Genomic DNA, 23,307 nt, shown 5'->3' with positions numbered 1-23,307 from the left:
GCTCATATAATAATTATAAACCATGAACAGACTTACTGTTATTCTTCTTATTTGTGTTTCATTTCTATCTTGTAAAAACGAAACTAAATCATCTGGTACAGATGGATACTCTGGCAAAACAAAGACGAACGAATCATTAATCTATCCTGAAGAAACTAACTTTAAATCGCTAAGACAGGTTACTTATGGTGGTGATAATGCAGAAGCTTACTGGAGTTTTGATGATAAACAATTGGTGTTTCAGTCTAACAATGTAAAATGGGGAGTTAATTGCGATCAAATGTTTTTAATGAATGCAGAAGAAACTTTTACCGACAGCATTGCTCCACCAATGGTAAGCACTGGGAAAGGAAGAACCACTTGTTCTTACTTTTTACCAGATAATAAACATATTATTTATGCATCTACACATTTGGGAGGTGATGAGTGCCCACAAGTTCCTGTAAAAGAAAATGGTAAATACATTTGGCCAATCTATGATACTTACGACATTTTTGTGGCCGACTTAGAGGGTAACATTGTGAAACAATTAACCTTTGAAGATGGTTATGATGCCGAGCCAACGGTTTCTCCAAAAGGTGATAAAATTGTATTTACATCTACAAGAAGTGGTGACCTAGAACTGTATACCATGAACATAGACGGTACAGACGTAAAACAAATTACCAACGAGCTTGGTTACGATGGTGGTGCATTCTTTTCTCCAGACGGAAGTAAGCTTATTTTTAGAGCGTCGCGTCCTAAAACGGAAAAAGAGCAAAAAGACTATAAAGATTTATTAGCTAAAGGATTGGTAGAGCCTAGCGACATGGAGCTTTTTATCTGTAATGCAGATGGGAGCGATATGAGACAATTAACGGATTTGGGTAATGCTAATTGGAGTCCATTTTTTCATCCTAGTGGTGAGAAGGTTTTATTTTCTTCTAATTTTGAAAGTGAAATCGGTTTTCCTTTTAATCTCTACATGATTGATATTGACGGGAAAAACCTAAGACGTGTTACTCATGGCAATACTTTTGAAGCTTTTCCTGTATTTTCTAACGATGGTAAGTATTTAGTTTTCTCTTCTAACCGAAATAATGGTGGCACAAGAGATACTAATTTATTTATCGCTGAGTGGCAAGATTAGTTTTTTAAATCTTTTAACCTTTCGCGTCCTTCTTCTGAAGTTGTGCGTTCGTTAGTATTGAGCTCAGTGTTTCCAAATTTATAACTGAATCCGACTCTTACAAATCTATTATCAATATCATCAAGTCTTAAGCTTGATTGATTAAGATAATTGATGGTTGTTTCATAATCCTGCATGTTAAACGGATCATCTATACTCAGAGATAATACTGCTTTGTTTTTTAAAAGTGATTTTGAAACGCTAATTGTAGAAACTAATCTGTCTTCAACAGTCTGTAAACTCTGAAGGTTTTTCCCAAACCAAAAAAATGTTGCATTAATATTTAAGCTATTATCTTTAAGAAGTGTCAGGCCAGGCGATATCATAAATAATTGAGACCACTGATTTAATTCAACAAAACCTTCTCCAAAATTCACTTCTTCATTAATATTATATGTTGAGGATGCTGCATAAATATTAAACCTGTTTGACGGATAATAATTAAACTCTAAATCAAAACCATAGTCCACTCTTTTATCTATGTTAGTAGGTGTGAAAGCAATTATATTGGTTTCATTGTCTTGTCTTGGCAATTCTTCTATAGGGCCATCATAATTTGTATAATAAAATGAAAAGGTGAAATTCTTCAAAAAGTCAACACTAATCTTATAATCATCTGTATAAGTTGGTAGTAGATTAGGGTTTCCCAAAACTACAGTATTCTCATTAAGAAAAAATGTAAATGGATTTAGATCTGTATAGCTTGGTCTAGAAATACTTCGTTTATAGTTGCCCGAAACACTCACGTCATCTGAAATATTATGGGTTATACTAGCATTAGGAAACCAATTAAAGTAATCTTGAGTGTTTGTTTCGTTTAGTGTTATGGATTTTCCTTCGATATTAGTTTGCTCTACTCTCAATCCAATATTAATATCCCATTTATCCCAAGATTTACTAAAATTGGTATAAGCACCAAGAACATTTTCATCGTAATCAAAGGCATTTGAATTTTCAGTATTTAATACTTCTTCACCATTTGTAATATCAAGCCGTGTAATATCACTTTCTGTGTTTACGTTAGAAATCTTTAACCCTGCGCTTAAACTAGATGTGTTTTTAAGCGGTAATGCATAATCTATTCTACCTGTTAAAATTTGGGTATCCTGATTTGCAATAGTATGAAATTGTGAATCATTAATTTCTAAAGGCTCATCTTGAAATACATTCTGGTTGCGCTCGTAATCATAAATCGTGTAGTGCGCATTAAAAGACAAGCTAGATTTATCTTTAAAATCGTGTCTATAGATTAAATCAGTCCCAATATTATACTTGTCGTCTCTTGATAAATTATCGGCAGTAAAGCTTGATAAGAAATTACTATCGGTATCAAAGATATTGGTGTTGTTATGAATCTTGTATTTAAAGTAAGGCGTGTATAGTCCTGTACTGGTTAGACTCAACGTATTACGCTCATCTATAAAATAATCAAAATTGAGATTAAGGTTATGGGATTCAGTCCATGTGTTTCTATTCACATTAGATTTCCACACTTCATCAATATCACCAGTGTTGTCCAGATAATTTATTGTATCATCTTGATCTCTATTTATTTTTTGATTAGTATAACTGTAGTTGAGGTTGAGGTTAATATCATCATTTTTAAAATAGTGGCTCGTACCAGCATTATACCTAGGAAATACGCCTTGTGTATAATTTGTAAAAACAGTACCTCTATATCCGGTTACGAGATTTTTACTCATTACAATATTTATAACCGAACCACTATCGGCATCATAACTTGCTGGCGGATTGGTTATAACTTCAACGTACTTTATACTGTTTGCTGGCGCGCTCTCTAAAAGCTGCATTAGTTCATCTGATGTTAACTGAACTCTTCTTCCATTAATGTAAATTGCTGCTGAGGCACTTTTAATATTTATACTTCCCTCTGTTACGATAACACCAGGAGTATTCTTAAGAACACCAAGCGTAGAGCCTTCAACTAGCGCTGTGTTCTCTACGTTAAAAATTAAGCGATCAGGTTTTCGGGTAATGGTTGGCTTTTTTGCAACAACAGTTACCTCATCTAAACTCTCCGAAATTTCTTTAAGTATTATCGTTTTTAAATCTAAATCGCCTGTGAGTATAATTTTTTGCTCAAATTCTTCTAGGCCAATAAAACTTATTTTCAAGTAGTATGTGTTTGGACTTAAGTTGACCAAATTAAAATAACCATTGTCATCTGTAGATGTACCAATTAGAAATTCTTTTTCTTCGCCTCGCAAAAGAATAACATTTGCTAATTCAATAGGTGAGTTTTCTGCATCAATGACCCTGCCTAAAATGGAATAATTCTGAGCAAAAGTGTTAAAAGAAAGCACAAAAAGAAATGCGCTTAAAAAAGAGCGTAGGTAAACAATCATTAGTTAGGTTTGTAACTGCAATATAAACATTGTTTTTTACTTTATATTATGGTTTTTACACAGTTTATCGACGCTTAATTGTTATTTTTTGTTGTTATAAAGCACCAGAAATCAATTATATTTGCAGACTTAATGTCGCTTTAGAAAAAGAGAAATGAAGAATATTCGCAATTTTTGCATCATTGCACATATAGACCACGGTAAGAGTACACTTGCTGATCGTTTATTAGATTTTACAGGTTCTGTAACTGATAGAGAAAAACAAGATCAGCTACTAGACAATATGGATTTAGAACGTGAGCGTGGTATTACCATAAAGTCTCATGCCATTCAAATGGAATACACCTATAAAGGTGAGCAATATATTCTTAACCTTATTGACACGCCTGGTCACGTAGATTTTTCATATGAAGTTTCCCGTTCTATTGCGGCATGCGAAGGTGCATTACTTATTGTTGATGCTGCACAAAGTATACAAGCGCAGACCATTTCTAATCTATATTTAGCTTTAGAAAATGACTTGGAAATCATTCCTATACTTAATAAAATAGACTTACCAAGTGCAAATCCAGAAGAGGTAACAGACGATATCGTAGATTTATTAGGTTGTGATCCCTCAGAAGTTATTCCTGCAAGTGGAAAAACAGGACTTGGTGTAGAAAACATTTTAGAAGCAATTATTGAGCGCATTCCTGCGCCACAAGGTAATCCAGACGAGCCTTTGCAGGCACTTATTTTTGATTCTGTTTATAATCCTTTTAGAGGTGTAGAAACCTATTTTAGAGTGATAAATGGATCTATTAAAAAAGGGCAAAACATTAAATTTATTAATACTGGTAAAAACTATTTTGCCGATGAGGTAGGTACTCTAAAACTAACTCAGGTTAAAAAGCAAGAAATAAAAGCTGGTGATGTTGGCTACCTAATAACAGGAATTAAAGATGCTCGCGAGGTAAAAGTTGGTGATACCATTACTGATGCAAAAGAACCCACTAAAAATGCTATTTCTGGTTTTGAGGATGTAAAGCCTATGGTTTTTGCTGGTATTTATCCTGTAGATACAGAAGATTATGAAGAGCTACGCGCCTCTATGGAAAAACTTCAGCTAAACGACGCATCCTTGGTATTTGCTCCAGAGAGTTCTGCTGCTTTAGGTTTTGGGTTCCGTTGTGGATTCCTTGGTATGCTTCACTTAGAAATTATACAAGAACGTCTAGAGCGTGAGTTTGATATGACGGTAATTACTACTGTACCAAACGTAAGTTACCACGCTTTTACTAATAAAAACCCTGATGAGATTGTTATTGTAAATAATCCTTCAGATTTACCAGAACCTTCTACTTTAAATCGTGTCGAAGAACCATATATTAAGGCAACTATAATTACAAAATCTGACTTTGTTGGTCCTGTAATGAGTCTTTGTATAGAAAAACGCGGACAAATAACTAATCAAACGTATTTAACAACTGAACGTGTTGAACTTAGTTTTGATATGCCTCTAGCTGAAATTGTATTCGATTTTTATGACCGTTTAAAAACCGTGTCTAAAGGCTATGCATCTTTTGATTATTCGCCAATTGGTATGCGCGCTTCAAAACTGGTAAGAGTAGATATCTTATTAAACGCTCAAACCGTTGATGCACTTTCTGCTTTAGTACATGCCGACAATGCCTATACGATTGGTAAAAAGATGACTGAAAAACTAAAAGAGCTTATACCAAGACAACAGTTTGATATTCCTGTTCAGGCTGCAATTGGTGCCAAAATTATTGCGCGCGAAACAATCAAAGCACTTCGTAAAGATGTTACGGCAAAATGTTATGGTGGTGATATTTCACGTAAACGTAAACTGTTAGAAAAGCAGAAAAAAGGTAAAAAACGTATGCGCCAAGTGGGTAATGTAGAGATACCTCAACAGGCTTTTATGGCCGTTTTAAAGTTAAATGACTAGTCTGTAATTCCTTTGCCAAGATACACCAATCGGCTTTTAGCGTCAATCTCTTTTTCTACATCATCATCGATAGAAGGGATAATGTGTATTTCTCCCTTGTTTGTTTTAAGAAATAAAGGAATTTGATCTTTATCAGATTTAATTGTCTCTAAAATAGTGTGGTATGAATCTAAATCTTTTACTGCAACTTCGTGTATTTCTGGATACTCTTCTGTAACCTCCATGAGATTATTGAAGTCATCTGACAATGTAAACACTCCATCTTCTGGTGAAATAGAGCTATTCTCTAATTCAGCCTTAGACGCCAATCTAAATGAACCGTTCTCACCAAACTGAGCACCAAATTTTTCTACCGCATAACGATTAATATCTGCATTTCCTGTTAATGCCAATAAATAGCCGATATCATTGAACTCCACATTGTCTTGTAATGTTTCTGAATAAATGTTTTCCGTATGTGCTTCAATACCCATTGCCTGGGCTTCATTTACATTATTTTGGTTACTGTCTACCAAAACAACATGTCTTCCGTTGTCAATCAAATACTGAGCAACAATACGAGATACTCTAGATGCTCCTATAATTAAAATACCTTCAGATTTAGATAAAAATACTCCTGAAACCCTTGCAAACAAACGCGCTGTAGTTGCATTTAGTAATACTGTTCCCAATACAATCATAAATACCAAAGGAGTGATGTATTCTGCCCCAACAACATCTTCTGCCCTAAGTTTACTGCCAAAAAGAGAAGCAATACCAGCAGCAACAATACCTCTTGGGCCAACCCAACTAATAAACATTTTTTCGTTAGTTCTTAGTGTTGATCCTTGAGCGCTTATGAAAACTGCCAGCGGTCTTATTACTAAAACCACAGCTAGGAAAAGGGCTAAAGTTTCCCATCTGTATAATAACATTAAGTCTTGATAATTGATATTTGCTGCTAGGAGTATAAATAAGATAGAAATCAACAACACACTCAAAGACTCCTTAAAGTACAGTAACTCTTTAATGTTGTCTAGTTTACTGTTTCCTATTACCATTCCCATAACCACAACAGCCAATAAACCAGACTCATGTGCAAAAATTTCAGATTCTATAAAAACCAAAAGCACTACCGAAAGGGAAACCACATTAAGAAGGTAATGCGGAATGAATTTTTTGTTAATAGCAAACACTAATGCATGGGCAAAAGTAAATCCAAATGTTGTTCCGAATAGAATAATTTTACCAAACTCTACCAATGCAGTTTTTGTAAAACCAACTTCACCTCCAACAAAAATAAACTCAAACACCAATACGGCAACTAATGCGCCTATAGGATCTATAAGTATACCTTCCCACTTTAAAACTGTAGAGACATCGCGTTTTAAAGGAATATTTCTTAGAATTGGTGTAATTACAGTTGGTCCAGTAACGATGATTAATCCAGAAAACAAGAAGCATAAATCCCAACTGAGGCCAAATAAATAGTGGGCCAAAACCGCAGCGCCAAAGAACGTAACTGCAGCACCTACCGTAATCAACTTGGTTATAACAGGCCCAACATTTCTTATTTCGCTTCGTTTTAGTGTTAAACCTCCTTCAAACAGAATAATACTAATGGCCAATGACACAAAATAGAATAATCCTTCACCAGGAAATAATCCTTTTTTTTGCTCTTCGTCCCAAATAGGTTCAATCCATTTTGTTCCATCTTCGTTTATAAATTCGGCAGCAATAGGCCCAACTAAAAGACCAATAAGTATTAATGGTAAAATAGCTGGAATTTTAAATTTCCAAGCAACCCATTGTGCTAAAATTCCAAGAATAATTATGCCAGCTAACTCAACCATAGTGATATTTTTAAAATCATTTCGAAAATAGCCTTTTTTTTATAACCGTAAAAATCCTAATAAATTCAAAAGGATATTCTCTTTTACAAGCTAATTTGGTAAATTGCGTGACTATGAAGTTATATCCTATAAACGCTGGTAATTTTAAACTAGATGGTGGTGCTATGTTTGGTGTAGTGCCAAAATCGCTTTGGCAACGCACCAATCCTGCTGACAACAACAATATGATTGATATTGCGGCTCGCTGTTTGTTAATTGAAGATGGTAATCGGTTAATATTGATAGATACAGGAATGGGTAACAAACAAAGTGATAAGTTTTATGGCTACTATTATCTTTGGGGAGATGACACTCTAGATAAATCATTAGCTAAATACGGTTTTCATAGAGACGATATTACAGATGTATTTATGACTCACCTACATTTTGACCATTGTGGTGGTAGTATTCACTGGAATAAAGACCGAACAGGTTACGAGCCTGCTTTCATAAATGCACATTTTTGGAGCAATGCTGATCATTGGAAATGGGCAACTGAACCTAACAGAAGAGAAAAGGCTTCGTTTTTAAAAGAAAATATTCTTCCAATGGAAGCGTGTGGACAATTAAAATTTACAGCTCTACCTGAAGATAAGATTTTAAAAAATTCAGAATTAGATTTTGACATTTTCTTTGCCGATGGACATACCGATAAGCAAATGATTCCTATGATACAATACAATGGAAAAACCATTTGTTTTATGGCAGATTTATTACCAACTGCAGGTCATTTACCCCTACCGTTTGTAATGGGTTACGATACCAGGCCATTACTAACCTTAGATGAAAAAGAGTTGTTTTTAAATATGGCAGCAGATGAAAATTATTATCTCTTCTTAGAGCACGATGCTCATAACGAAATTATTACTGTAAAACATACTGAAAAAGGTGTAAGGCTTAACGAAACTTATACTTGTAAGGAAATATTTAATTAAAAATAAACATCAACACATGAAATTTAACATTAAACCATTAGCGTACCTATTTGTTTCTTCAGCACTCTTTATGGGTTGTGGTGGTACAGCAGATATTTTATCTACACCAGTAGAAAATATTGATACTTCTCCATTAAAAGTTACTGAGTTAACCGAAGCTGAAAAGAAAAATTGGGGACATCTAGATTTAGAAAGAGATACCATTCCTGGTATGGCTGTAGACAGAGCCTATGACGAAATAATTAAAGGCAAAAAGGGTAAAAAAGTAATCGTTGCCGTAATTGATTCTGGTATAGATATAGACCACGAAGACTTAGATGACGTTATCTGGACCAACAAAGACGAAGTGCCGAACAATGGAAAAGATGATGATAAAAATGGTTACATTGATGATATTCATGGGTGGAATTTCCTAGGTGATGCCTACGACGAGCAATTGGAATATGTACGTATGATTGCTGCCAAAGACACTTCAAACCCAAGATATGATGAGGCTGTAGCGCTACAAGCATCTGAATACGAACTATGGACTGGTCGTAAAACACAATACGATCAAATTCACCAAAGAGTAGTTTCTGCTGATGAAACGTTGGCTAAAGCTACAGGTAAAGAAGATTACACAAAAGAAGATGTTAACGCAATAGATTCTGAAGATGAAGCTGTACAACAAGCAAAAGGTATGGCGCAGTACATGTATAGTAACGGTTTAGAGTCTATGGCAGATGCCAAAAAAGAAATTAAAGAAGCATTAGAGTCTATCAATGAGCGCTTAAACTATAACTTAAACATCAATTTTTCTGGTAGAACAACTAATGATGATATCAATGACTTATCAGACGTTGGTTATGGAAATGGAAACGTAAAGCATGTAAAAAAATCTGAGTCTCATGGCACACACGTTGCTGGTATCATTGCGGCTGAGCGCAACAATGGTTTAGGCGCAAATGGTGTGGCTAACAATGTTGAGATTATGGCGCTACGTGTAGTACCTAATGGAGATGAATACGACAAAGATGTGGCGCTATCTATTCGTTATGCGGTAGATAATGGTGCAAAGGTTATAAATGGAAGTTTTGGAAAATCATTTTCCCCTCATAGTAAGTGGGTAAGAGATGCTATTAAGTACGCGGCAGATAATGATGTAGTTTTTATACACGCAGCAGGTAATGATAGTAATGACATTGATGTAGAACCAAATTTCCCAGATGATAATGTAAATTTTGTTGAAGTAGCAGATAACTACATTAGAGTAGGTTCTTTAACCCAAAATTATGGCTCTAAAATGGTGTCTGGTTTTTCTAACTACGGGAAGCAGAATGTAGATGTTTTTGCACCTGGTTCTTCTGTTTATTCTACTACACCAGAAAACGAATACGACTTTAAAGGAGGTACATCTATGGCAGCACCAGGTGTTGCTGGTATTGCTGCTTTAATTCGTTCGCAATATCCTAAACTAACTGCTGCTCAGGTTAAGCAAGTAATCTTAGATTCTGGGTTACCATTAACAACTAAAGTTATTGTGGGTGGTGATGCTAACAACGTAAAACCTTTTGCAGATTTATCTAAATCTGGGAAAATTGTTAATGCCTACAATGCATTAATCATGGCTTCAAAAATAAAATAAACCCTAATGGGACTTTAAATAAGGTAACTGTTCTACTTTTTAAACTAGAATAGTTACCTTTTAATTTTAAATCATTTTGAAATGAAAAAATTACTTCTAAACCTTTCTGTTTTTGCTATAATACTATCGTGTGGAGCCACAGAAAATCCAGTAAAAAACACACCAAAGTCTACCGTTAGCACTTCTTCTTATGGATATTGGCAACAACATGTAGACTATGCTATGGAAATTGATATGGATGTTGAGACGTTTCAATATCAAGGTAAGCAAAAATTAGTATACACCAATAATTCACCCGATGTACTCAATCGTGTGTATTACCATTTGTATTTCAACGCGTTTCAGCCAGGAAGTGAAATGGATGTTAGGTCTAGAACCATAGCTGATCCAGATCCTAGAGTTGGTGATAGAATAAGTAAACTTCAACCTAACGAAATAGGTTATATAAAAGTAAATTCCCTTAAACAAAATGGTAAAGACATCGCTCACGAAACTGTAGGTACAGTACTTGAGGTAAAACTTAGTCAACCTATTCAACCAGGCGAAAGTGTAACCTTTGATATGGATTTTGATGGCCAGGTACCTTTACAAATTCGTCGGTCTGGTAGAAATAATAAAGAAGGTGTAGCGCTGTCTATGACACAATGGTATCCTAAATTAGCAGAATATGATGACGAAGGTTGGCATGCAGATCCTTACATAGGTAGAGAGTTTCATGGTGTTTGGGGAGATTTCGATGTAAAATTAACCATAGACAATGATTATGTAGTTGGTGGCACAGGTTACATTCAAAGTGAAACAAAAGCCAAAAAAGGCAAGAAAACTGTTCATTTTAAAGCGCCAAAAGTTCATGATTTTACTTGGGCCGCAGATCCGGATTTTATTCACGATACGTTTGAAATGGAAAATGGGCCAACACTTCATTTTTACTACAAAAAAGATCTAGAACCTAAGTACATAGAAAACTGGAAAAAACTTCAACCAGATACCGCAAAATTAATGACTTATTTTAGTGAAAACATAGGTGAATATCCTTACGATCAGTACTCAGTAATACAAGGTGGAGATGGCGGAATGGAGTATGCCATGTGTACGTTAATCACGGGGAAAAGATCTTATGGCAGTTTACTTGGAGTCACAGCCCATGAAATGGCACATACGTGGTTTCAGTTCTTATTAGCAACTAACGAAGCTAAGCATGAGTGGATGGACGAAGGTTTTACCAGCTACATTTCTACATTAGCAGAAAACGAATTTGGATCTAGTAAAAGTGATAATCCTTTAAGCGGATCTTACAGAGGTTATATTGGGCTTGCTAACTCTGGTTATGAGCAACCGCTAACTACACATGCAGATCGTTATAAATACAACCAAGTATATGGTGCTGCTGCATATAGTAAAGGCACAGTATTTATTGCTCAGTTAGGTTATGTTATTGGTGAAGAAAACCTAAAGAAAACCATAAAAAAGTACTTTGAGGATTTTTCATTTAAGCACCCTAAACCAATGGACTTTGTACGTACTGCAGAACGTGTTACAGATTTTGAGCTAGACTGGTATCTTATTGATTTTGCACAAACAACAAATACAGTAGATTACGGAGTTAAATCTGTAGAAGGCAATACAATTACCTTAGAGCGTATCGGTTTAATGCCAATGCCAATAGATCTTTCTGTTACGTACGCAGATGGTACTACTGAAGAGTTTTACATTCCGTTACAAATGATGCGTGGCGAAAAACCAACCTCAGCAACTATTATAAGTGACTGGGCTTGGGCAATGCCAACTTATTCTTTTGAGGCTAACAAATCAATCAAATCTATAGAGATTGACCCTTCACAACTGATGGCAGATGTAAAGCGTGAAAACAACACTTACTCATCTGAATAACATATGATTGTATTTTTTGGTTTAAGGTCTGCGCGCATTGAGTCTCGCAAAGTAAATGCTAATACAACTTGCGAACATTGTAATAGTGAAAACTCATTTGTTGCAAGTGTATATGGAAACTATTTTCACATATTTTGGATACCTGTTTTTTCTACTGGGAAGGCTATTGTGGTGGAGTGCAATCACTGTAAAAAAACATATCATTTACAAGATTTATCTCCGGATAATCAAAAAGCAATTCAAAATTCTTTTATTGAAAACCCTCCAAAAAAAGCCAGGTGGCTTAATTTGGGTTGTTTTGTTATTCTGGCTTTTGTGATTTTTATCATATGCATGGTGATTTATGCAAAAATCTATTCGAGTTTTAATGACGATTATGATGAAGATTACGATACTGATTATCCTACTTATGAAGAGACAAAAACCGAAGATGCAACAGATGATTATGAATATGTTGTAGAGGCGCCAGATCCTGCTTGGATAAAAGCCTTAAAAAAAGACCTTCTAGAATCAGAACTTTATCCTACAAAAGAAACCGAACCAATAAGTTACGCGTTACAGCAATGTTTAGATACAGAAACCCTAAAATTAGGAAAAGAAGATGTTGGTTATTACTACAGAATTGAAGATGATGAAATTCTAATACTTCTTCAGCCTTGGAACTTAAGTAAACTAACTGACCAAGAAAAAAATGTTTTTTATAAAAAAGTTGATAATTGTTTAGACAACGTATTGAAAAACGAAAACTATAAACGTTATATAGGTGTTTACGATCAATATGAATTAAAAATGCAAAAGACACCAAAAGGTATGGTAAAAGATAGTACTGCGAAAAGCTCAGAATTACTTAAAGAATTTTATGATAAAATATAGCTGTTAACTCTTTTTAATACCACTTTTCATTCTTATACATGGCTTTTTTAGCCACACGCTCTCTGTTGTATAATAAGAGGTGATTTTCGTCCATTTGTTTGTTTCTGTAACCAAAAAGATGAAATATAGATTTTGCTAAAAATCGAGCAACTTTTAGATTCGCCTTTAGAATTCCTTTTTGCTTGTTGTGCCAGGTAATACCAGGTAAAAAAGTTAACACATGATCTGCTTTTACTATTCTTAGAAGTTCTGATAATTTTAGAAAGAATCTTGGTATTGTTTTAATAATAAAGAAGCCGTCCTTTCCAGACTTTTGATATAGTGGCATAAACAGTTTAGCTGAATAAGTTGAACGAATGTCCTGACCGTTAGAGCGAGCTAAAATGGTTCCTTTTTTTATAGATTGAAAGCTTTCAAATCCTTGATACATCTTAAAGTTTTCCTCTGGCTCTATATGGTATTTATAAACAACTTCAAAAATAGAGTCTATAGATTTTGAAGCGCTTTTTAATTCGTTTTTATAATCCTCAATTTTTTTTATTTCTGGCTTTATTAAGTTATTAGTATAGCTCAAAACCAAATAAACAAACGCCTCGCAGCTCTTTACGGCTTTTGGGTCTGTATGTTGACCAGATTCAAACCCAAGAGATATATAGCCAAGTGTATTGAGATAACTTAATAGAGGACCTTCTAAATATTCCTCTATACCAAGCACTACAGGTACATTAAAACAAGCTGAAAACTTACGGTTAATCAAGGCATCATTGATGGTTATAAATGGCAGTGTTTTACTCGATGTGGTGTGTAGGTCAATAAAATAAATTGGATTGTCTGTAGAAGCTAAAACACCTTTTATAAACTTGAATAAATCTATTTGTTCTAAAAGCTCGTTTTCTGGATTCTTTTCCGCTTCTAAGCGCTCTAGTTGTTTAGTTGTCCACAACCTGTTTAAATCTGAATCTATGAATCGTTTGTTGGCTTTAAGTGCTTTTATATTACCATAAACACCAAATATTTCTCCTCTAATAGTTTTTTTATTCAGTTGTGGCATTATAGCGTTTAGCGCATTAACTCCAGCAAACTCATTACCATGAATACCAGCAAAAAAAATGACTGTTGCACCAGATTGAATTCCTTTTATATGATGAAAAATACGGTTTGAAGCTTCCAATGTTTTGATATGTTCTTGTAGGTTAACGTTCATCTTTCAAAAATCACTTGAAGTTATAATACCTAGTAGCTCCTTATTTCTAACTACAGGTAAACAATTAACTTTATGTTTTTGCATTAAGTCTTTTGCTTTATTTAGTGGTGCTTCTTGAGTTATGGTGATTAAATCAGTAGTCATAACATCCTTAACCCTTAGGCCTAAATCTTTATCGCCAAGCTTTATTAAATCTGTCCAAGTTAATAATCCTGTGAGCTCTTTCTTTTTGTTTATAACTGGTAAATGGTGAATATTTTTCCATTGCATTATACTACTCACTAACTCTAGGCTATCATTTTGGTCTACGAGTAGTATTTTAGTATTCATGTTGTGTTTTACGATTCGGCTGACATCAATTTTTAGATTATCGTCTGGGTTAAAAATATTCCACTGATCAACTGTTTTCTCGTCAAGCTGATGCTTATACATATACGCTGTTATATTCTGAAGCGCTTCAAAATTGGTTTTCGTTTTTTGAAGATTTCTATAATTATCTACCATCCATTGTGCACCTGTATGTGATTTTGCTCGAGCTTCAATTACAGATAGATATTTTGAAATATCGTCGGAAGAAATATTTACTTTTTCTAAGCCTTTTAAAGCCATTGGTAAGAGTTCGTTTAAAATAAGGTCTTGGGGTGAAATGCGTTTATTATTCCACTTAAATTGTGTTTCCATGCCATTACGAGCTGCCTTAAAGAAATTGTTTTTTACATCTTTAAAATCCATCTTTTCATGAACCATGTTGTATGCTTCTGATTGACCAAGCATTAAGCCAACCCAAAATACCATATTGGCAATCTCATCTGTTAGTGTTGGTCCGGCAGGAATATAACGACACTCTATCCTTAAATGTGGTTTTCCGCCACCTACTCCATAACAAACGCGATTCCACTTATAAACGGTTCCGTTGTGTAGCTGTAATGCTCTAAGTTTTGGTATCTCTCCTTGTTCTAATTTTTCTAAGCTATCATCGTGCTCATTTGAGGTTAGCAAACTTCTAAACCGCGAAATATGATCTCTAAAAATATCTGTTACCGTGCCTCTTTCCCAATCGACACCAAAACTAACGCGCGACTCTTTCTCATGATGAATAAATGAATTTCTCCTGGTATCAATACTTTGAGTAAACAAGGCAATACGTGTTTCTGCCCACAATTCTCTACCAAATAGAATAGGAGAATTTGTACATATACTAAGCACTGGTCCTGCTATAGCTTGTGCCCAATTATACTTATCTACAAACTCATCTGGATTGATCTGTAAATGGGTTTGAAAACTTGTATTACAAGCCTCTAACATTACACAATCATGAATTAAATTAAGCTCATCAACACCTTTGATGTGAATATTAAAATGTTCGCGTCTAGAAGATTTTAACGAATTATTTAATACGTGATATCTAGGTCTATCCGTCATATAGTTTTCACGGATATGCTTTAGTCTTAAGGTTGGTAAAATACCTGTCAGTACAACTTTAGAGTTACTTGCTTTAGCACCCTTTTTTGCTTTCATGAGTAAATCCTTAAGCTGTTGTTGTAGAAGTGAAAAACAATTGTCTTTTAGCAGTAAAGGGTCTGAGTTAATTTCGAGATTGTATTTTCCTATTTCTGTGGTAAAGTGATCGTCGTTAATGGCTTCTAAAACTTCAATATTATTGTTGTTGGGAAAAAATTGGTTGTTTGTAATACAAAATTCTTGTTCTGCACCAATTCTAATAGGTTCTTTCTCAATCAAATCTTGTTTTAGCATTATATCTAAAGCCTCTAAATCTCTTATAAGATGCCGAATATATAATGCTTTATCCTTGGGGCTTTTAAGTTGTTTTACGTCTAAATGTCCCATAATTATAAAGCTGTATTTGATTAGTATCTTGTAAGTTACTCTAAATAAAATGCTTAAAACATGACTTTTGTCACTTGAATAGCCTAAACCCAATCCCAACATTATGTGTTGGCTGTTGTATAGCATTAAGATTTAGACGGTAACTAGCAAACCATTTTACTTTTCGGTTGTATTGAAGCCCAAGACTAAGATTATCAAATTGAGAAATATTACCGCCTGCTTCTGAGAATACATATAGACCACTTCTGTACGTCTTGGGATATTCAATGGTTTTGGTTACTGAAATTTCTCTAGGGACTTTAAGTTTGTATGATAATTCGCTATTTAAAAGTTTACCTTCCACCAAACTATAGCTAAAAATATCTATATCGTCGTTGCTCAGCGTATCTCTATAAGCTTTAGCTTCTACAAAATGGTCTGGTACGATTTGTTTACCCGTTTGGTCTTCAATAATTTTTGAAACATTTGTTGTGTCTACATAAACCGTTTTATAGTTGGTTGTTTGAATCTTAAACGTATCTGTTTTGGTTTGCCAAATCGTATCTTTTACAACTGTTACTTTGGGTGATTGTTCTTGGGTTGACGAACTGCACTGCCGATTAAAAAAATTTATTAAAACGATTGCTAAAATGATATATAATATGGTTTTCTCTGCTTTCATGATTATTTATTTTTTCTTTAGCCAGTTCACGATACAATCCAACAATAGTCGGAACACTTTAACTAACGATTAGCTTTAAAAGAAAGCCTCTCTCTCTAACTTATTTTGCTTACTAAAATTCAGTTAGAGAGGTTCTTAGGCTTTTAATACTTGTCTGAATTACTGTTGTTTATCCTTATCTTTTGAATCTTCTTTGGTTAAAGACTCAATAGCATCTTTTAAGGGTGTTAACTTCATAAGATTAGCTAATGCTTTAAATGGGTTAATCCCATAAATAGCATTGTAATTCTCTAGAATAGATTTTATCTCTGCTATAGCTATAAAGCCTGCGATTATCTTTAGAAAAGGCACTTCGTTAACGATGTGTTTTTCTAAAAAGAATGCTGCTAAAATCACCAAATTGTAGATAAAGAATTTAGATATGGTATGTCCAATTCTAGAACTTCTAATAGGCACGCTATTTTTTAATGAGGCGTACGATCCTGTAATAAAGTCTACAACAATTAAAAATACCATGGTGACCATAACACCATTGACTGGTGATAACAACGTAAGTAACCAGAATAAAAATTTTATGGCTTTTTCCATGGTTTTCTTAGTTTTTTATAATCCAACACTCTGTTTTTTGGGTATGCCTTTATACATACCATGTTACGTTGGTTTCCTCCTAAGACGTATACATAGCCCTTGGTTTGCTTAATAAAAAAGCCCACGTGACCTTTCCAGCTCTCTGGAGATTCTCTCCAAAAAACCACAATATCACCGATTTCTGGGTTGATGATAGATTCGCCTACAGATAGCCAGCTACGTGCTGTGAGTTTGCCTGAGTATTCATAACCACAGGTTTTTGCCACCCAATTAACAAAAGCACTACACCAGGCTGTTTCATCTTTTAGTTTTTTACCATCAAAACCTAAATCTGTAAAATATCTTATAATTCTTTGGTTGTCTTTGGAGCCAACAATTTCCTTAACGCCATATTCTGATAGCGCTTTATTAATAATGTTCATCTTACTGTTTGTTTAAAAGATTACTGATTTTGGAATAGAATTATTCCTTAGTTATTAAACATATGTTTAAATTAAAGATTTAAGCAGACCAAACCTGTACCAAAGGTTACATTAGTTATTATTATCTTAACCAGAATAGGGTTTAACCTAGGTTTATTAGTTTCTACTTAACACAAAATTTATTGTACAAACGGATAACCGTTGTTAGAAAAGCGAATACAAATATAAACATTTTACAAATAAAATATGTTAAATTTTGTAATTTGTTTTATTGGTTCTTTGTGTGTTGGTCTAGTGTTTTTAAAATCGTTGGTATGCGATAAGATCCATGTAGTAATTTCACTTTTTTTAAAACTTTTTCCTTAGATATGCCGATACAAGATATAAAGAGCGGATTTTTACTTTGACCTCTATAGATAAGTGTCGCCACTTGCTCTGTATTATGAAACGCTTTTTTAGCCATGCCAATAACTGGGACCTTCTCTCCCAAGGCTTGCCATAAGTGACCACCCAAACCAAATGATTTGTCATTATCTATATACACATGGCCATCCACTATAATTGCCTCGAGCGCGTTAACATCTACCTGTTTTAGTAATTGAAGAATACAAGGTAACTCGCGTTTATAAAATTGACCTGGTTCATAATCTGCAACAGTATTGATAATATCTGTCATAATACGTTGTGGAACCTCATCTTCCCAATGAAACAATACACCAACAGCTTTGGCATAGGTAGATTTATAATGTATGTCTATAGCAAGTAGCATTCTTTTAGAAATTATTGGGTTAAAATAACAAAAGCTACGGATACCCACTTAACTTTTATTTTTACTTGTCTTTTTAAAATTCATCGCACACGAGCGTTGGCGAGAGAATGTTTAGGGCTAAATACATATATGCAATAAAATAGCCACAGAAACACTGTGGCTATTCCTATTTGTTTTTATTCGATTTTCTTTTTTGCCTCCTTCATCTGCTTTTTTATCTCTTCGGGAAACCATGGTAATATGGGGTTTTCTTTGAAAGACTGATATATCTCATCTGGGCCAAGAAACTCCTCTGTTAACTCAAGCTTCATGAGTTCTGCCTTAAATGTATCCTTAGTATCAAAATAAGTAAGCGTGTGTTTCTCCGTGTTGATTACAAACCACTTTTCGGGCACATCAAATTCAGGGCCACTATTACCCTTTTTGTAGGGCTTGTAGCCATAAATATAGATGTTCTGAACTCCGAAATACTGTGTAGGATCAATAATTCCCCCAAGTTCGTTTTCTAAACTTTCAGTGTCTAAACTCCAAACCCCATCTACAATTCTCATTAAACAATACGGTTTAATTAAAGGTAAAATAGAGATATCTTCTGTGTTTTTATTGAGATAATAAAAACCGTCAACCCCTAAATTCTGATATGTTCTTATGTCTTCCATTTCTCCTTGCGACTTATCCCATTTTTTGCAACACATTAAATTGAACAAAAAAAACAATATAATTATTGGTTTTAAATATTTCATACTTCCTATTTTTTTTCGTGCAGTTGAAATATACGTTTAAACTTTAATTCTATTTCCTCTTTTATGTATTCGTCACTCCAATCTTTCTAATCCATTGTGTGCTTCGCTATTTTTATTATCTCTTCAGGTGTGTGTCTCATAATATCCCTAATTGTATTTTTATTTCTATTTGATTTATTTCGGCTTTGTAACTGTTAGTAAACTTTTCTAAATCTTTAGAAAGTTTTTCTTTCCTTAATTCTCTAATCACATAATGATACGAGTCTAATAACTCTTGATTAGTCCATCTATTTTTTGTTTTCCATATTTCTTCAAAAACTATAATTTCTTCTTGTATCCTATGGGTTTTTAGTTTTTTGTTAAACCAGTATTTTAAATGCACCATTTAATGAAATACAGTTAATTCAGAAGCATAGTTATAACGCAGGAAAAACTCTGCAAAAAAACCTGTATTTTCTGCTCATTGTTCTAAAATAACAAAAGCCACGATATCTAATCGGAGTTTTTATTTACTTACTTTATTAGCGCTAACCACAGACGAGCGCTAACGAAGGTTTTATTCTGGTAAAATCTCATTTGGAATATAATATTTACCTTCCTCATCTATTTCTAGGGGAAATGTAATTGGTCGGCCAAACTTTGTATTAACAAAAGTAAGCGCCTTACCAGAGTCATCATCTATCAGCACAATAATTTTGCCTGTTTTCCAGTAATCATCTTGTTCTAGGTGAGCACATACTAACCAAGAATTTTCTATTATCTCTTTAGAATAGAGGTTTTTTTGATTTTTTTCAAAATATGCTTCAAAAGGCCTGTTTTCGTCATAATATTCCTTACCTCGTTGTCTCTCTAAATCATTTATCACTTTCAATAATAATTCTTTACAATAATCTTCTGTATAATTCATGTTATAAGTCTTTTAAATATGTTTCTAAATCAAAGCTCTCAAAATCCTTTAGTGCTTTTTTTGATTTACCAAATCTGAAATTTAAATTAAAAGCATCTAAATCATTTAAAATATCCGCTTCATCCCAAGTTTTGGTGTATTTTCTTGCTTTAACAAATTCACTTAAGACATAGGCTTCGTGTACTTCGTCTGGTAATTGATGAAATTTACGAATAAAATCATTGGGGAACCGTTCCTTTACTTTTAGCCACATTTCCATGTGATATAATTCATGCTGCACAGTGTAACTTGTTACTTCATAAATTCCTTGTGTGGATGTACCCTTAAATAAGTATAGCGCTGGTCCATCAACATCAATTCCGTAATTTTTTGTACGTAATGGCTGATCGGCCCAAAACCCTTCTAAAGGTTTATTTTGCCACGCTTTAAATAAGTTAGAAAATTTTTCATTGTTTCTGTCTATTAAAAACATTTCTACGCCATACTCCTTTTTAATACGTTGAGCTATTTTATTAAACTTTGATACCGTAATGACTCCGTCATTTTTAATAGTAATTTTTCCTGAGTTTCTAGTTTTTTCAGAAGCTTTATATAAATCATCAAGAAGTTTATCCTTTTCTTCTAGGGTAAGCTTTCTCTTCTTTCCATTAGGCGCATCCACTTCAACTTCATCCAGGTGTTTTATAAAGTCATCTTCGTGCTTTAAAACATCACCTGCCTCCTTTTTAAGCCCTTTTTGAATAGCGTCGGGAAAACTATACTTAATTTTTAAGACCAAAGCTCTAACACAAACTATTAGCAGAAATAAAACAACCACAAGCCTTTTGTTTTAAGGTTCGTGGTTGTTTTGTGTTCATTAGTTCACGGACTACAAGTCCGCGCTATGTGGTTCTGAGGTACTTAATTGCAAAAAAAATTATCTAATTATTGTCTATACCCTCGAAATACTCTTCTACTGGTATTAGCCCTTTTATTCCGGCTCTTACATAAAGCATTTCCATAGTTTCAGCATTCGTTACTACTGATCTTGCTCTTTGAATTTCGGTAGGTGTGTAAACGGTATTAAAAGCATCGATAACTTCATTATTTCCTATTGTATAATCTTTGTGAAAATGAGTTACTATATCTGAAACACCTATTCCTTTTTTATCTAATAATTCCTTGACTTTATGCGACAATTCCAATTCTTTTTCTTTGAGTTCATTTCTTTCTTCTTCAGAGAGGCTGTTTAAATATTCTTCTGTCTTTTTGAACTGATCCTCAGACTCCTTTAAAATATCATCTATATTCATATTTATTTACTTTAAAATTAATTTTGTAACATCTATGTTTGCTTTCAAGCATTTAAAATAATAATCATTATAAAAATAATTAATACTTGCTTCTATTTCCTCATCAGCCCATCTTCCTTTACCAAATTTTTCGACCCAATTCGCTTGTTCTTCAAGTACTTTTTCAAGAACATATTTCTCACGAAGATAAGACCTTATTAATTCATCCCTTTTTGGTACTTCGACAATTCTACCATTTTTTAATCTTCTTGTTCCTCCTCGCAAATAATTTTCTTTTCCTCTTCTCAAGAAGTCTTCAAAATGCATTGTTTCGTGAAACAAGACCAAATCTGTAGTTCTTCTACCTCTTCTTATCCAAATTGTTGGCGGTATGTCTGTGCCCCTAAACATTGCGTCAATAGTAGGGTCATCTTTAAAAATTCTAGCTACTTCTTCTGACCCTCGCTGGCGCGAGTTTGCAACTCGTGCCCAACACCAAAATAATAAAAGCTACGCATGTTCACGTAGCCCTTATCTTTACTTGTCTTTTTATGTCGCTCATCACAGGCGACTACTAACGATGGGTATCATTTTAAATCACTGACTCCAAGCTAACTTTGTATAGTACTTTCCCTCGTCATTTTTTAAAATATCGAACCTAGCTTGTTTGTGTCGTATTTGAAAGGGTTCACTTGTTTCATCATTTATTTTTAAAATCATAACATTATTATCTATTTCGGTATCTGATTCAAATTCAAAAAAAACTTTCCATATAGGAAATATTGAAGCTAATATTTCTTCATATTTTTCATGGTTTTTAAGTGATTTTAATTGCTCAACTTGTTCATCAAACGATTCGAAATAGCATTCTATATCTTTTGATGTGTCAAACCCCCAATCAATATCATTCATTACTTTTAAGGCTGTTGTTTTAATTTTATCTTCTGCAGTATTCATTGTATTCCAAATTGTATTTTAGTTCTTATTTGATTTATTTCTGAAGAATATTTGTCGGTAAATGATTTAAAGTCTTTTTTAAGGGAACTCTGTTGCAAAATATCAAACACATATTCATAAGATTCTAACAGTTCTTGATTAGTCCATCTGTCTTTAGTCTTCCAAATTTCATCAAAAACAATGACTTCCTCTTGAGCAAAATGTACTTTTGGTTTTTTATCAAACCAATACCTCAAATGTACCATTTCATGGAATACTGTTAATTCTGATGCATAACTTCTTCTTAAGAAGAGTTCTGGTGGTGGACCTTCTCTAAAACTACCAACTACATTTCTAGAGTTCCAGTCTTCTAATTTACTAATCTTCTTTCCATTTCTAGTGATGGTTTTTTTAGTTTTTAAAGCTTGGTCAACATCTACTAATCTTAATCTTACACCGTATCTATTCCATAAGTGATGCTTTAACCGTTTGAGTTCATCTTTTAAAAGTAACCTGCCTCCTGAGATATCAAATATTTCGTCTACATTTTTAAATCTCTTTATACCTCCTTCTGCAACATCTTCAAGAGTTAAAACGGTTCTGAATTTTCCAACTTCATCAATCTCGCCCTCAACCGCTAAATCATCCAAATGTTTTATAAAGTCGTCTTCATGCTTTTAAAACATTACCTGCAGCTTTTTTAAGCCCTGCGCTCATAGCATCTGTTAACTGTGCTCAACCTTAAAATAACAAAAGCTACGATTAAATACCGTAGCTTTTGTTTTTACTTGTTATTTAACTCACTCGTCACAGACGAGCGCCAGCGTGGGGCTTTTGTTAATTACAATTGTTCTTATGGATTAGAAAACCCAAAAGTTATCCTTATTTCTTTTTTCTTGCTCTTACCCTCATTTTCCAATCATAGTTTTTATCTATATAGTCAAGTATTTCTAACTTTTCTTCCTCGCTTACAGACTCTTGCCATATTATGCTATTTTCATTTAACACAAAAACATTGTGTATTGCAGTACAATATTTGAATAATTGTTGGTATCTGCCATTATCACTTTCGTGATAAAATTCATAAGTGTCTTTATTGACAGAGTTTCTATTACTTTTTTTAATCCAATTCAACAATCTTGTTATGGATATGGAAAAATTATCATCTACACTCTTTTCTAAAGCTTCTAAAAGATGCTTCATATATAGTTTTGGTAAGCTATTTCTTCTTTTATAAGTCAACATTTCGTCGAATAATTCTTTCGTCTCTATTTTCATAA

Annotated in this window: 23 protein-coding genes; 6 read left to right on the top strand and 17 right to left on the bottom strand. The window is 33.7% G+C overall.

What is annotated here, in order from left to right; translation table 11 throughout:
* The first annotated feature begins 22 nt into the window (after positions 1–22).
* Positions 23–1,129 (top strand): TolB family protein, encoded by a 1,107-nt coding sequence (locus FC091_RS01855; protein WP_138432579.1) that lies wholly within the window; start codon positions 23–25, stop codon positions 1,127–1,129.
* On the opposite strand, the gene FC091_RS01850 is transcribed toward FC091_RS01855, so the two are convergent.
* Positions 1,126–3,534, bottom strand: coding sequence for a TonB-dependent receptor domain-containing protein (locus FC091_RS01850; RefSeq protein WP_138432578.1), 2,409 nt, complete (start codon positions 3,532–3,534; stop codon positions 1,126–1,128). The two genes, FC091_RS01855 and FC091_RS01850, sit on opposite strands and share 4 nt — an antisense overlap.
* Before the next feature lie 154 nt (positions 3,535–3,688).
* On the opposite strand from FC091_RS01850, the gene lepA reads away from it, so the two are divergent.
* On the top strand, positions 3,689–5,485 hold the full coding sequence (gene lepA, locus FC091_RS01845) for a translation elongation factor 4 (protein WP_138432577.1): 1,797 nt from the start codon (positions 3,689–3,691) through the stop codon (positions 5,483–5,485).
* On the opposite strand, the gene FC091_RS01840 is transcribed toward lepA, so the two are convergent.
* Positions 5,482–7,317 carry a cation:proton antiporter gene (locus tag FC091_RS01840; RefSeq protein WP_138432576.1) on the bottom strand — a complete coding sequence of 612 codons (1,836 nt, stop codon included), beginning with the start codon at positions 7,315–7,317 and terminating at the stop codon, positions 5,482–5,484. The two genes, lepA and FC091_RS01840, sit on opposite strands and share 4 nt — an antisense overlap.
* 113 nt (positions 7,318–7,430) lie before the next feature.
* On the opposite strand from FC091_RS01840, the gene FC091_RS01835 reads away from it, so the two are divergent.
* The 4 genes from FC091_RS01835 to FC091_RS01820 all read left to right on the top strand — a co-directional run bounded on the left by FC091_RS01835 (position 7,431) and on the right by FC091_RS01820 (position 12,678).
* Positions 7,431–8,291: an MBL fold metallo-hydrolase gene (locus FC091_RS01835; protein WP_138432575.1), complete on the top strand. Its 861-nt coding sequence runs from the start codon at positions 7,431–7,433 to the stop codon at positions 8,289–8,291.
* Between the two features lie 16 nt (positions 8,292–8,307).
* Complete coding sequence (locus FC091_RS01830) at positions 8,308–9,915, top strand: S8 family peptidase (RefSeq protein WP_138432574.1); 1,608 nt, start codon at positions 8,308–8,310, stop codon at positions 9,913–9,915.
* Between the two features lie 81 nt (positions 9,916–9,996).
* Positions 9,997–11,805, top strand: coding sequence for a M1 family metallopeptidase (locus tag FC091_RS01825; RefSeq protein ID WP_138432573.1), 1,809 nt, complete (start codon positions 9,997–9,999; stop codon positions 11,803–11,805).
* A 3-nt stretch (positions 11,806–11,808) separates the two neighbouring features.
* The gene (locus FC091_RS01820) at positions 11,809–12,678 is read left to right on the top strand and encodes a zinc-ribbon domain-containing protein (RefSeq protein WP_138432572.1); all 870 of its coding nucleotides are present in this window, start codon (positions 11,809–11,811) and stop codon (positions 12,676–12,678) included.
* A 13-nt stretch (positions 12,679–12,691) separates the two neighbouring features.
* Here the strand turns inward: FC091_RS01820 and FC091_RS01815 are convergent, their stop codons facing one another.
* The 15 genes from FC091_RS01815 to FC091_RS01745 all read right to left on the bottom strand — a co-directional run bounded on the left by FC091_RS01815 (position 12,692) and on the right by FC091_RS01745 (position 23,305).
* Complete coding sequence (locus FC091_RS01815; protein WP_138432571.1) at positions 12,692–13,882, bottom strand: succinylglutamate desuccinylase/aspartoacylase family protein; 1,191 nt, start codon at positions 13,880–13,882, stop codon at positions 12,692–12,694.
* Positions 13,883–13,885: 3 nt separating this feature from the next.
* Positions 13,886–15,730, bottom strand: coding sequence for a CBS domain-containing protein (locus FC091_RS01810; RefSeq protein ID WP_138432570.1), 1,845 nt, complete (start codon positions 15,728–15,730; stop codon positions 13,886–13,888).
* Between the two features lie 70 nt (positions 15,731–15,800).
* Entirely contained in the window at positions 15,801–16,391 is a 591-nt protein-coding gene (locus tag FC091_RS01805) for a hypothetical protein (protein ID WP_138432569.1), read from the bottom strand.
* 159 nt (positions 16,392–16,550) lie between these two features.
* On the bottom strand, positions 16,551–16,979 hold the full coding sequence (locus FC091_RS01800; protein WP_138432568.1) for a phage holin family protein: 429 nt from the start codon (positions 16,977–16,979) through the stop codon (positions 16,551–16,553).
* Entirely contained in the window at positions 16,964–17,401 is a 438-nt protein-coding gene (locus FC091_RS01795; protein ID WP_138432567.1) for a TIGR02594 family protein, read from the bottom strand. The genes FC091_RS01800 and FC091_RS01795 overlap by 16 nt, the downstream gene beginning before the upstream one ends.
* 268 nt (positions 17,402–17,669) lie before the next feature.
* Positions 17,670–18,170, bottom strand: a complete 501-nt coding sequence (locus FC091_RS01790; RefSeq protein WP_138432566.1) for an endonuclease V — start codon at positions 18,168–18,170, stop codon at positions 17,670–17,672.
* Positions 18,171–18,346: 176 nt separating this feature from the next.
* Positions 18,347–18,865, bottom strand: a complete 519-nt coding sequence (locus FC091_RS01785; protein WP_138432565.1) for a hypothetical protein — start codon at positions 18,863–18,865, stop codon at positions 18,347–18,349.
* Between the two features lie 184 nt (positions 18,866–19,049).
* Entirely contained in the window at positions 19,050–19,298 is a 249-nt protein-coding gene (locus tag FC091_RS01780; protein ID WP_138432564.1) for a hypothetical protein, read from the bottom strand.
* Between the two features lie 171 nt (positions 19,299–19,469).
* Positions 19,470–19,820: a hypothetical protein gene (locus FC091_RS01775; protein ID WP_138432563.1), complete on the bottom strand. Its 351-nt coding sequence runs from the start codon at positions 19,818–19,820 to the stop codon at positions 19,470–19,472.
* 1 nt (position 19,821) lies between these two features.
* Positions 19,822–20,637, bottom strand: coding sequence for a hypothetical protein (locus FC091_RS01770; RefSeq protein WP_138432562.1), 816 nt, complete (start codon positions 20,635–20,637; stop codon positions 19,822–19,824).
* A 103-nt stretch (positions 20,638–20,740) separates the two neighbouring features.
* A complete protein-coding gene (locus FC091_RS01765) occupies positions 20,741–21,112 on the bottom strand; it encodes a hypothetical protein (RefSeq protein ID WP_138432561.1) in 372 nt (123 codons plus the stop codon).
* A gap of 6 nt (positions 21,113–21,118) precedes the next feature.
* Complete coding sequence (locus tag FC091_RS01760; RefSeq protein WP_138432560.1) at positions 21,119–21,418, bottom strand: hypothetical protein; 300 nt, start codon at positions 21,416–21,418, stop codon at positions 21,119–21,121.
* 270 nt (positions 21,419–21,688) lie between these two features.
* Entirely contained in the window at positions 21,689–22,048 is a 360-nt protein-coding gene (locus tag FC091_RS01755; protein WP_138432559.1) for a hypothetical protein, read from the bottom strand.
* Positions 22,045–22,677 (bottom strand): hypothetical protein, encoded by a 633-nt coding sequence (locus FC091_RS01750; RefSeq protein ID WP_138432558.1) that lies wholly within the window; start codon positions 22,675–22,677, stop codon positions 22,045–22,047. Before FC091_RS01750 ends, FC091_RS01755 begins: the two co-directional genes overlap by 4 nt.
* A gap of 232 nt (positions 22,678–22,909) precedes the next feature.
* Positions 22,910–23,305: a hypothetical protein gene (locus tag FC091_RS01745; RefSeq protein ID WP_138432557.1), complete on the bottom strand. Its 396-nt coding sequence runs from the start codon at positions 23,303–23,305 to the stop codon at positions 22,910–22,912.
* Positions 23,306–23,307: the final 2 nt, after the last annotated feature.

Origin of the sequence: Winogradskyella algicola (assembly GCF_005869935.1) — a bacterium.
GTDB lineage: Bacteria > Bacteroidota > Bacteroidia > Flavobacteriales > Flavobacteriaceae > Winogradskyella > Winogradskyella algicola.
Note: the sequence above shows the minus strand (reverse complement) of the source record. Positions and strands in the feature narration are given on the sequence as shown.

What these genes read in the sequence shown, in the direction of transcription:
- FC091_RS01785 (WP_138432565.1), bottom strand. Translation starts at nt 18,865, where the DNA reads ATGTGTTGCAAAAAATGGGATAAGTCGCAAGGAGAAATGGAAGACATA.
- lepA (WP_138432577.1), top strand. Translation starts at nt 3,689, where the DNA reads ATGAAGAATATTCGCAATTTTTGCATCATTGCACATATAGACCACGGT.
- FC091_RS01840 (WP_138432576.1), bottom strand. Translation starts at nt 7,317, where the DNA reads ATGGTTGAGTTAGCTGGCATAATTATTCTTGGAATTTTAGCACAATGG.
- FC091_RS01795 (WP_138432567.1), bottom strand. Translation starts at nt 17,401, where the DNA reads ATGAACATTATTAATAAAGCGCTATCAGAATATGGCGTTAAGGAAATT.
- FC091_RS01830 (WP_138432574.1), top strand. Translation starts at nt 8,308, where the DNA reads ATGAAATTTAACATTAAACCATTAGCGTACCTATTTGTTTCTTCAGCA.
- FC091_RS01835 (WP_138432575.1), top strand. Translation starts at nt 7,431, where the DNA reads ATGAAGTTATATCCTATAAACGCTGGTAATTTTAAACTAGATGGTGGT.
- FC091_RS01780 (WP_138432564.1), bottom strand. Translation starts at nt 19,298, where the DNA reads ATGGTGCATTTAAAATACTGGTTTAACAAAAAACTAAAAACCCATAGG.
- FC091_RS01775 (WP_138432563.1), bottom strand. Translation starts at nt 19,820, where the DNA reads ATGAATTATACAGAAGATTATTGTAAAGAATTATTATTGAAAGTGATA.
- FC091_RS01800 (WP_138432568.1), bottom strand. Translation starts at nt 16,979, where the DNA reads ATGGAAAAAGCCATAAAATTTTTATTCTGGTTACTTACGTTGTTATCA.
- FC091_RS01765 (WP_138432561.1), bottom strand. Translation starts at nt 21,112, where the DNA reads ATGAATATAGATGATATTTTAAAGGAGTCTGAGGATCAGTTCAAAAAG.
- FC091_RS01855 (WP_138432579.1), top strand. Translation starts at nt 23, where the DNA reads ATGAACAGACTTACTGTTATTCTTCTTATTTGTGTTTCATTTCTATCT.
- FC091_RS01755 (WP_138432559.1), bottom strand. Translation starts at nt 22,048, where the DNA reads ATGAATACTGCAGAAGATAAAATTAAAACAACAGCCTTAAAAGTAATG.
- FC091_RS01820 (WP_138432572.1), top strand. Translation starts at nt 11,809, where the DNA reads ATGATTGTATTTTTTGGTTTAAGGTCTGCGCGCATTGAGTCTCGCAAA.
- FC091_RS01825 (WP_138432573.1), top strand. Translation starts at nt 9,997, where the DNA reads ATGAAAAAATTACTTCTAAACCTTTCTGTTTTTGCTATAATACTATCG.
- FC091_RS01790 (WP_138432566.1), bottom strand. Translation starts at nt 18,170, where the DNA reads ATGCTACTTGCTATAGACATACATTATAAATCTACCTATGCCAAAGCT.
- FC091_RS01745 (WP_138432557.1), bottom strand. Translation starts at nt 23,305, where the DNA reads ATGAAAATAGAGACGAAAGAATTATTCGACGAAATGTTGACTTATAAA.
- FC091_RS01810 (WP_138432570.1), bottom strand. Translation starts at nt 15,730, where the DNA reads ATGGGACATTTAGACGTAAAACAACTTAAAAGCCCCAAGGATAAAGCA.
- FC091_RS01805 (WP_138432569.1), bottom strand. Translation starts at nt 16,391, where the DNA reads ATGAAAGCAGAGAAAACCATATTATATATCATTTTAGCAATCGTTTTA.
- FC091_RS01760 (WP_138432560.1), bottom strand. Translation starts at nt 21,418, where the DNA reads ATGCATTTTGAAGACTTCTTGAGAAGAGGAAAAGAAAATTATTTGCGA.
- FC091_RS01815 (WP_138432571.1), bottom strand. Translation starts at nt 13,882, where the DNA reads ATGAACGTTAACCTACAAGAACATATCAAAACATTGGAAGCTTCAAAC.
- FC091_RS01850 (WP_138432578.1), bottom strand. Translation starts at nt 3,534, where the DNA reads ATGATTGTTTACCTACGCTCTTTTTTAAGCGCATTTCTTTTTGTGCTT.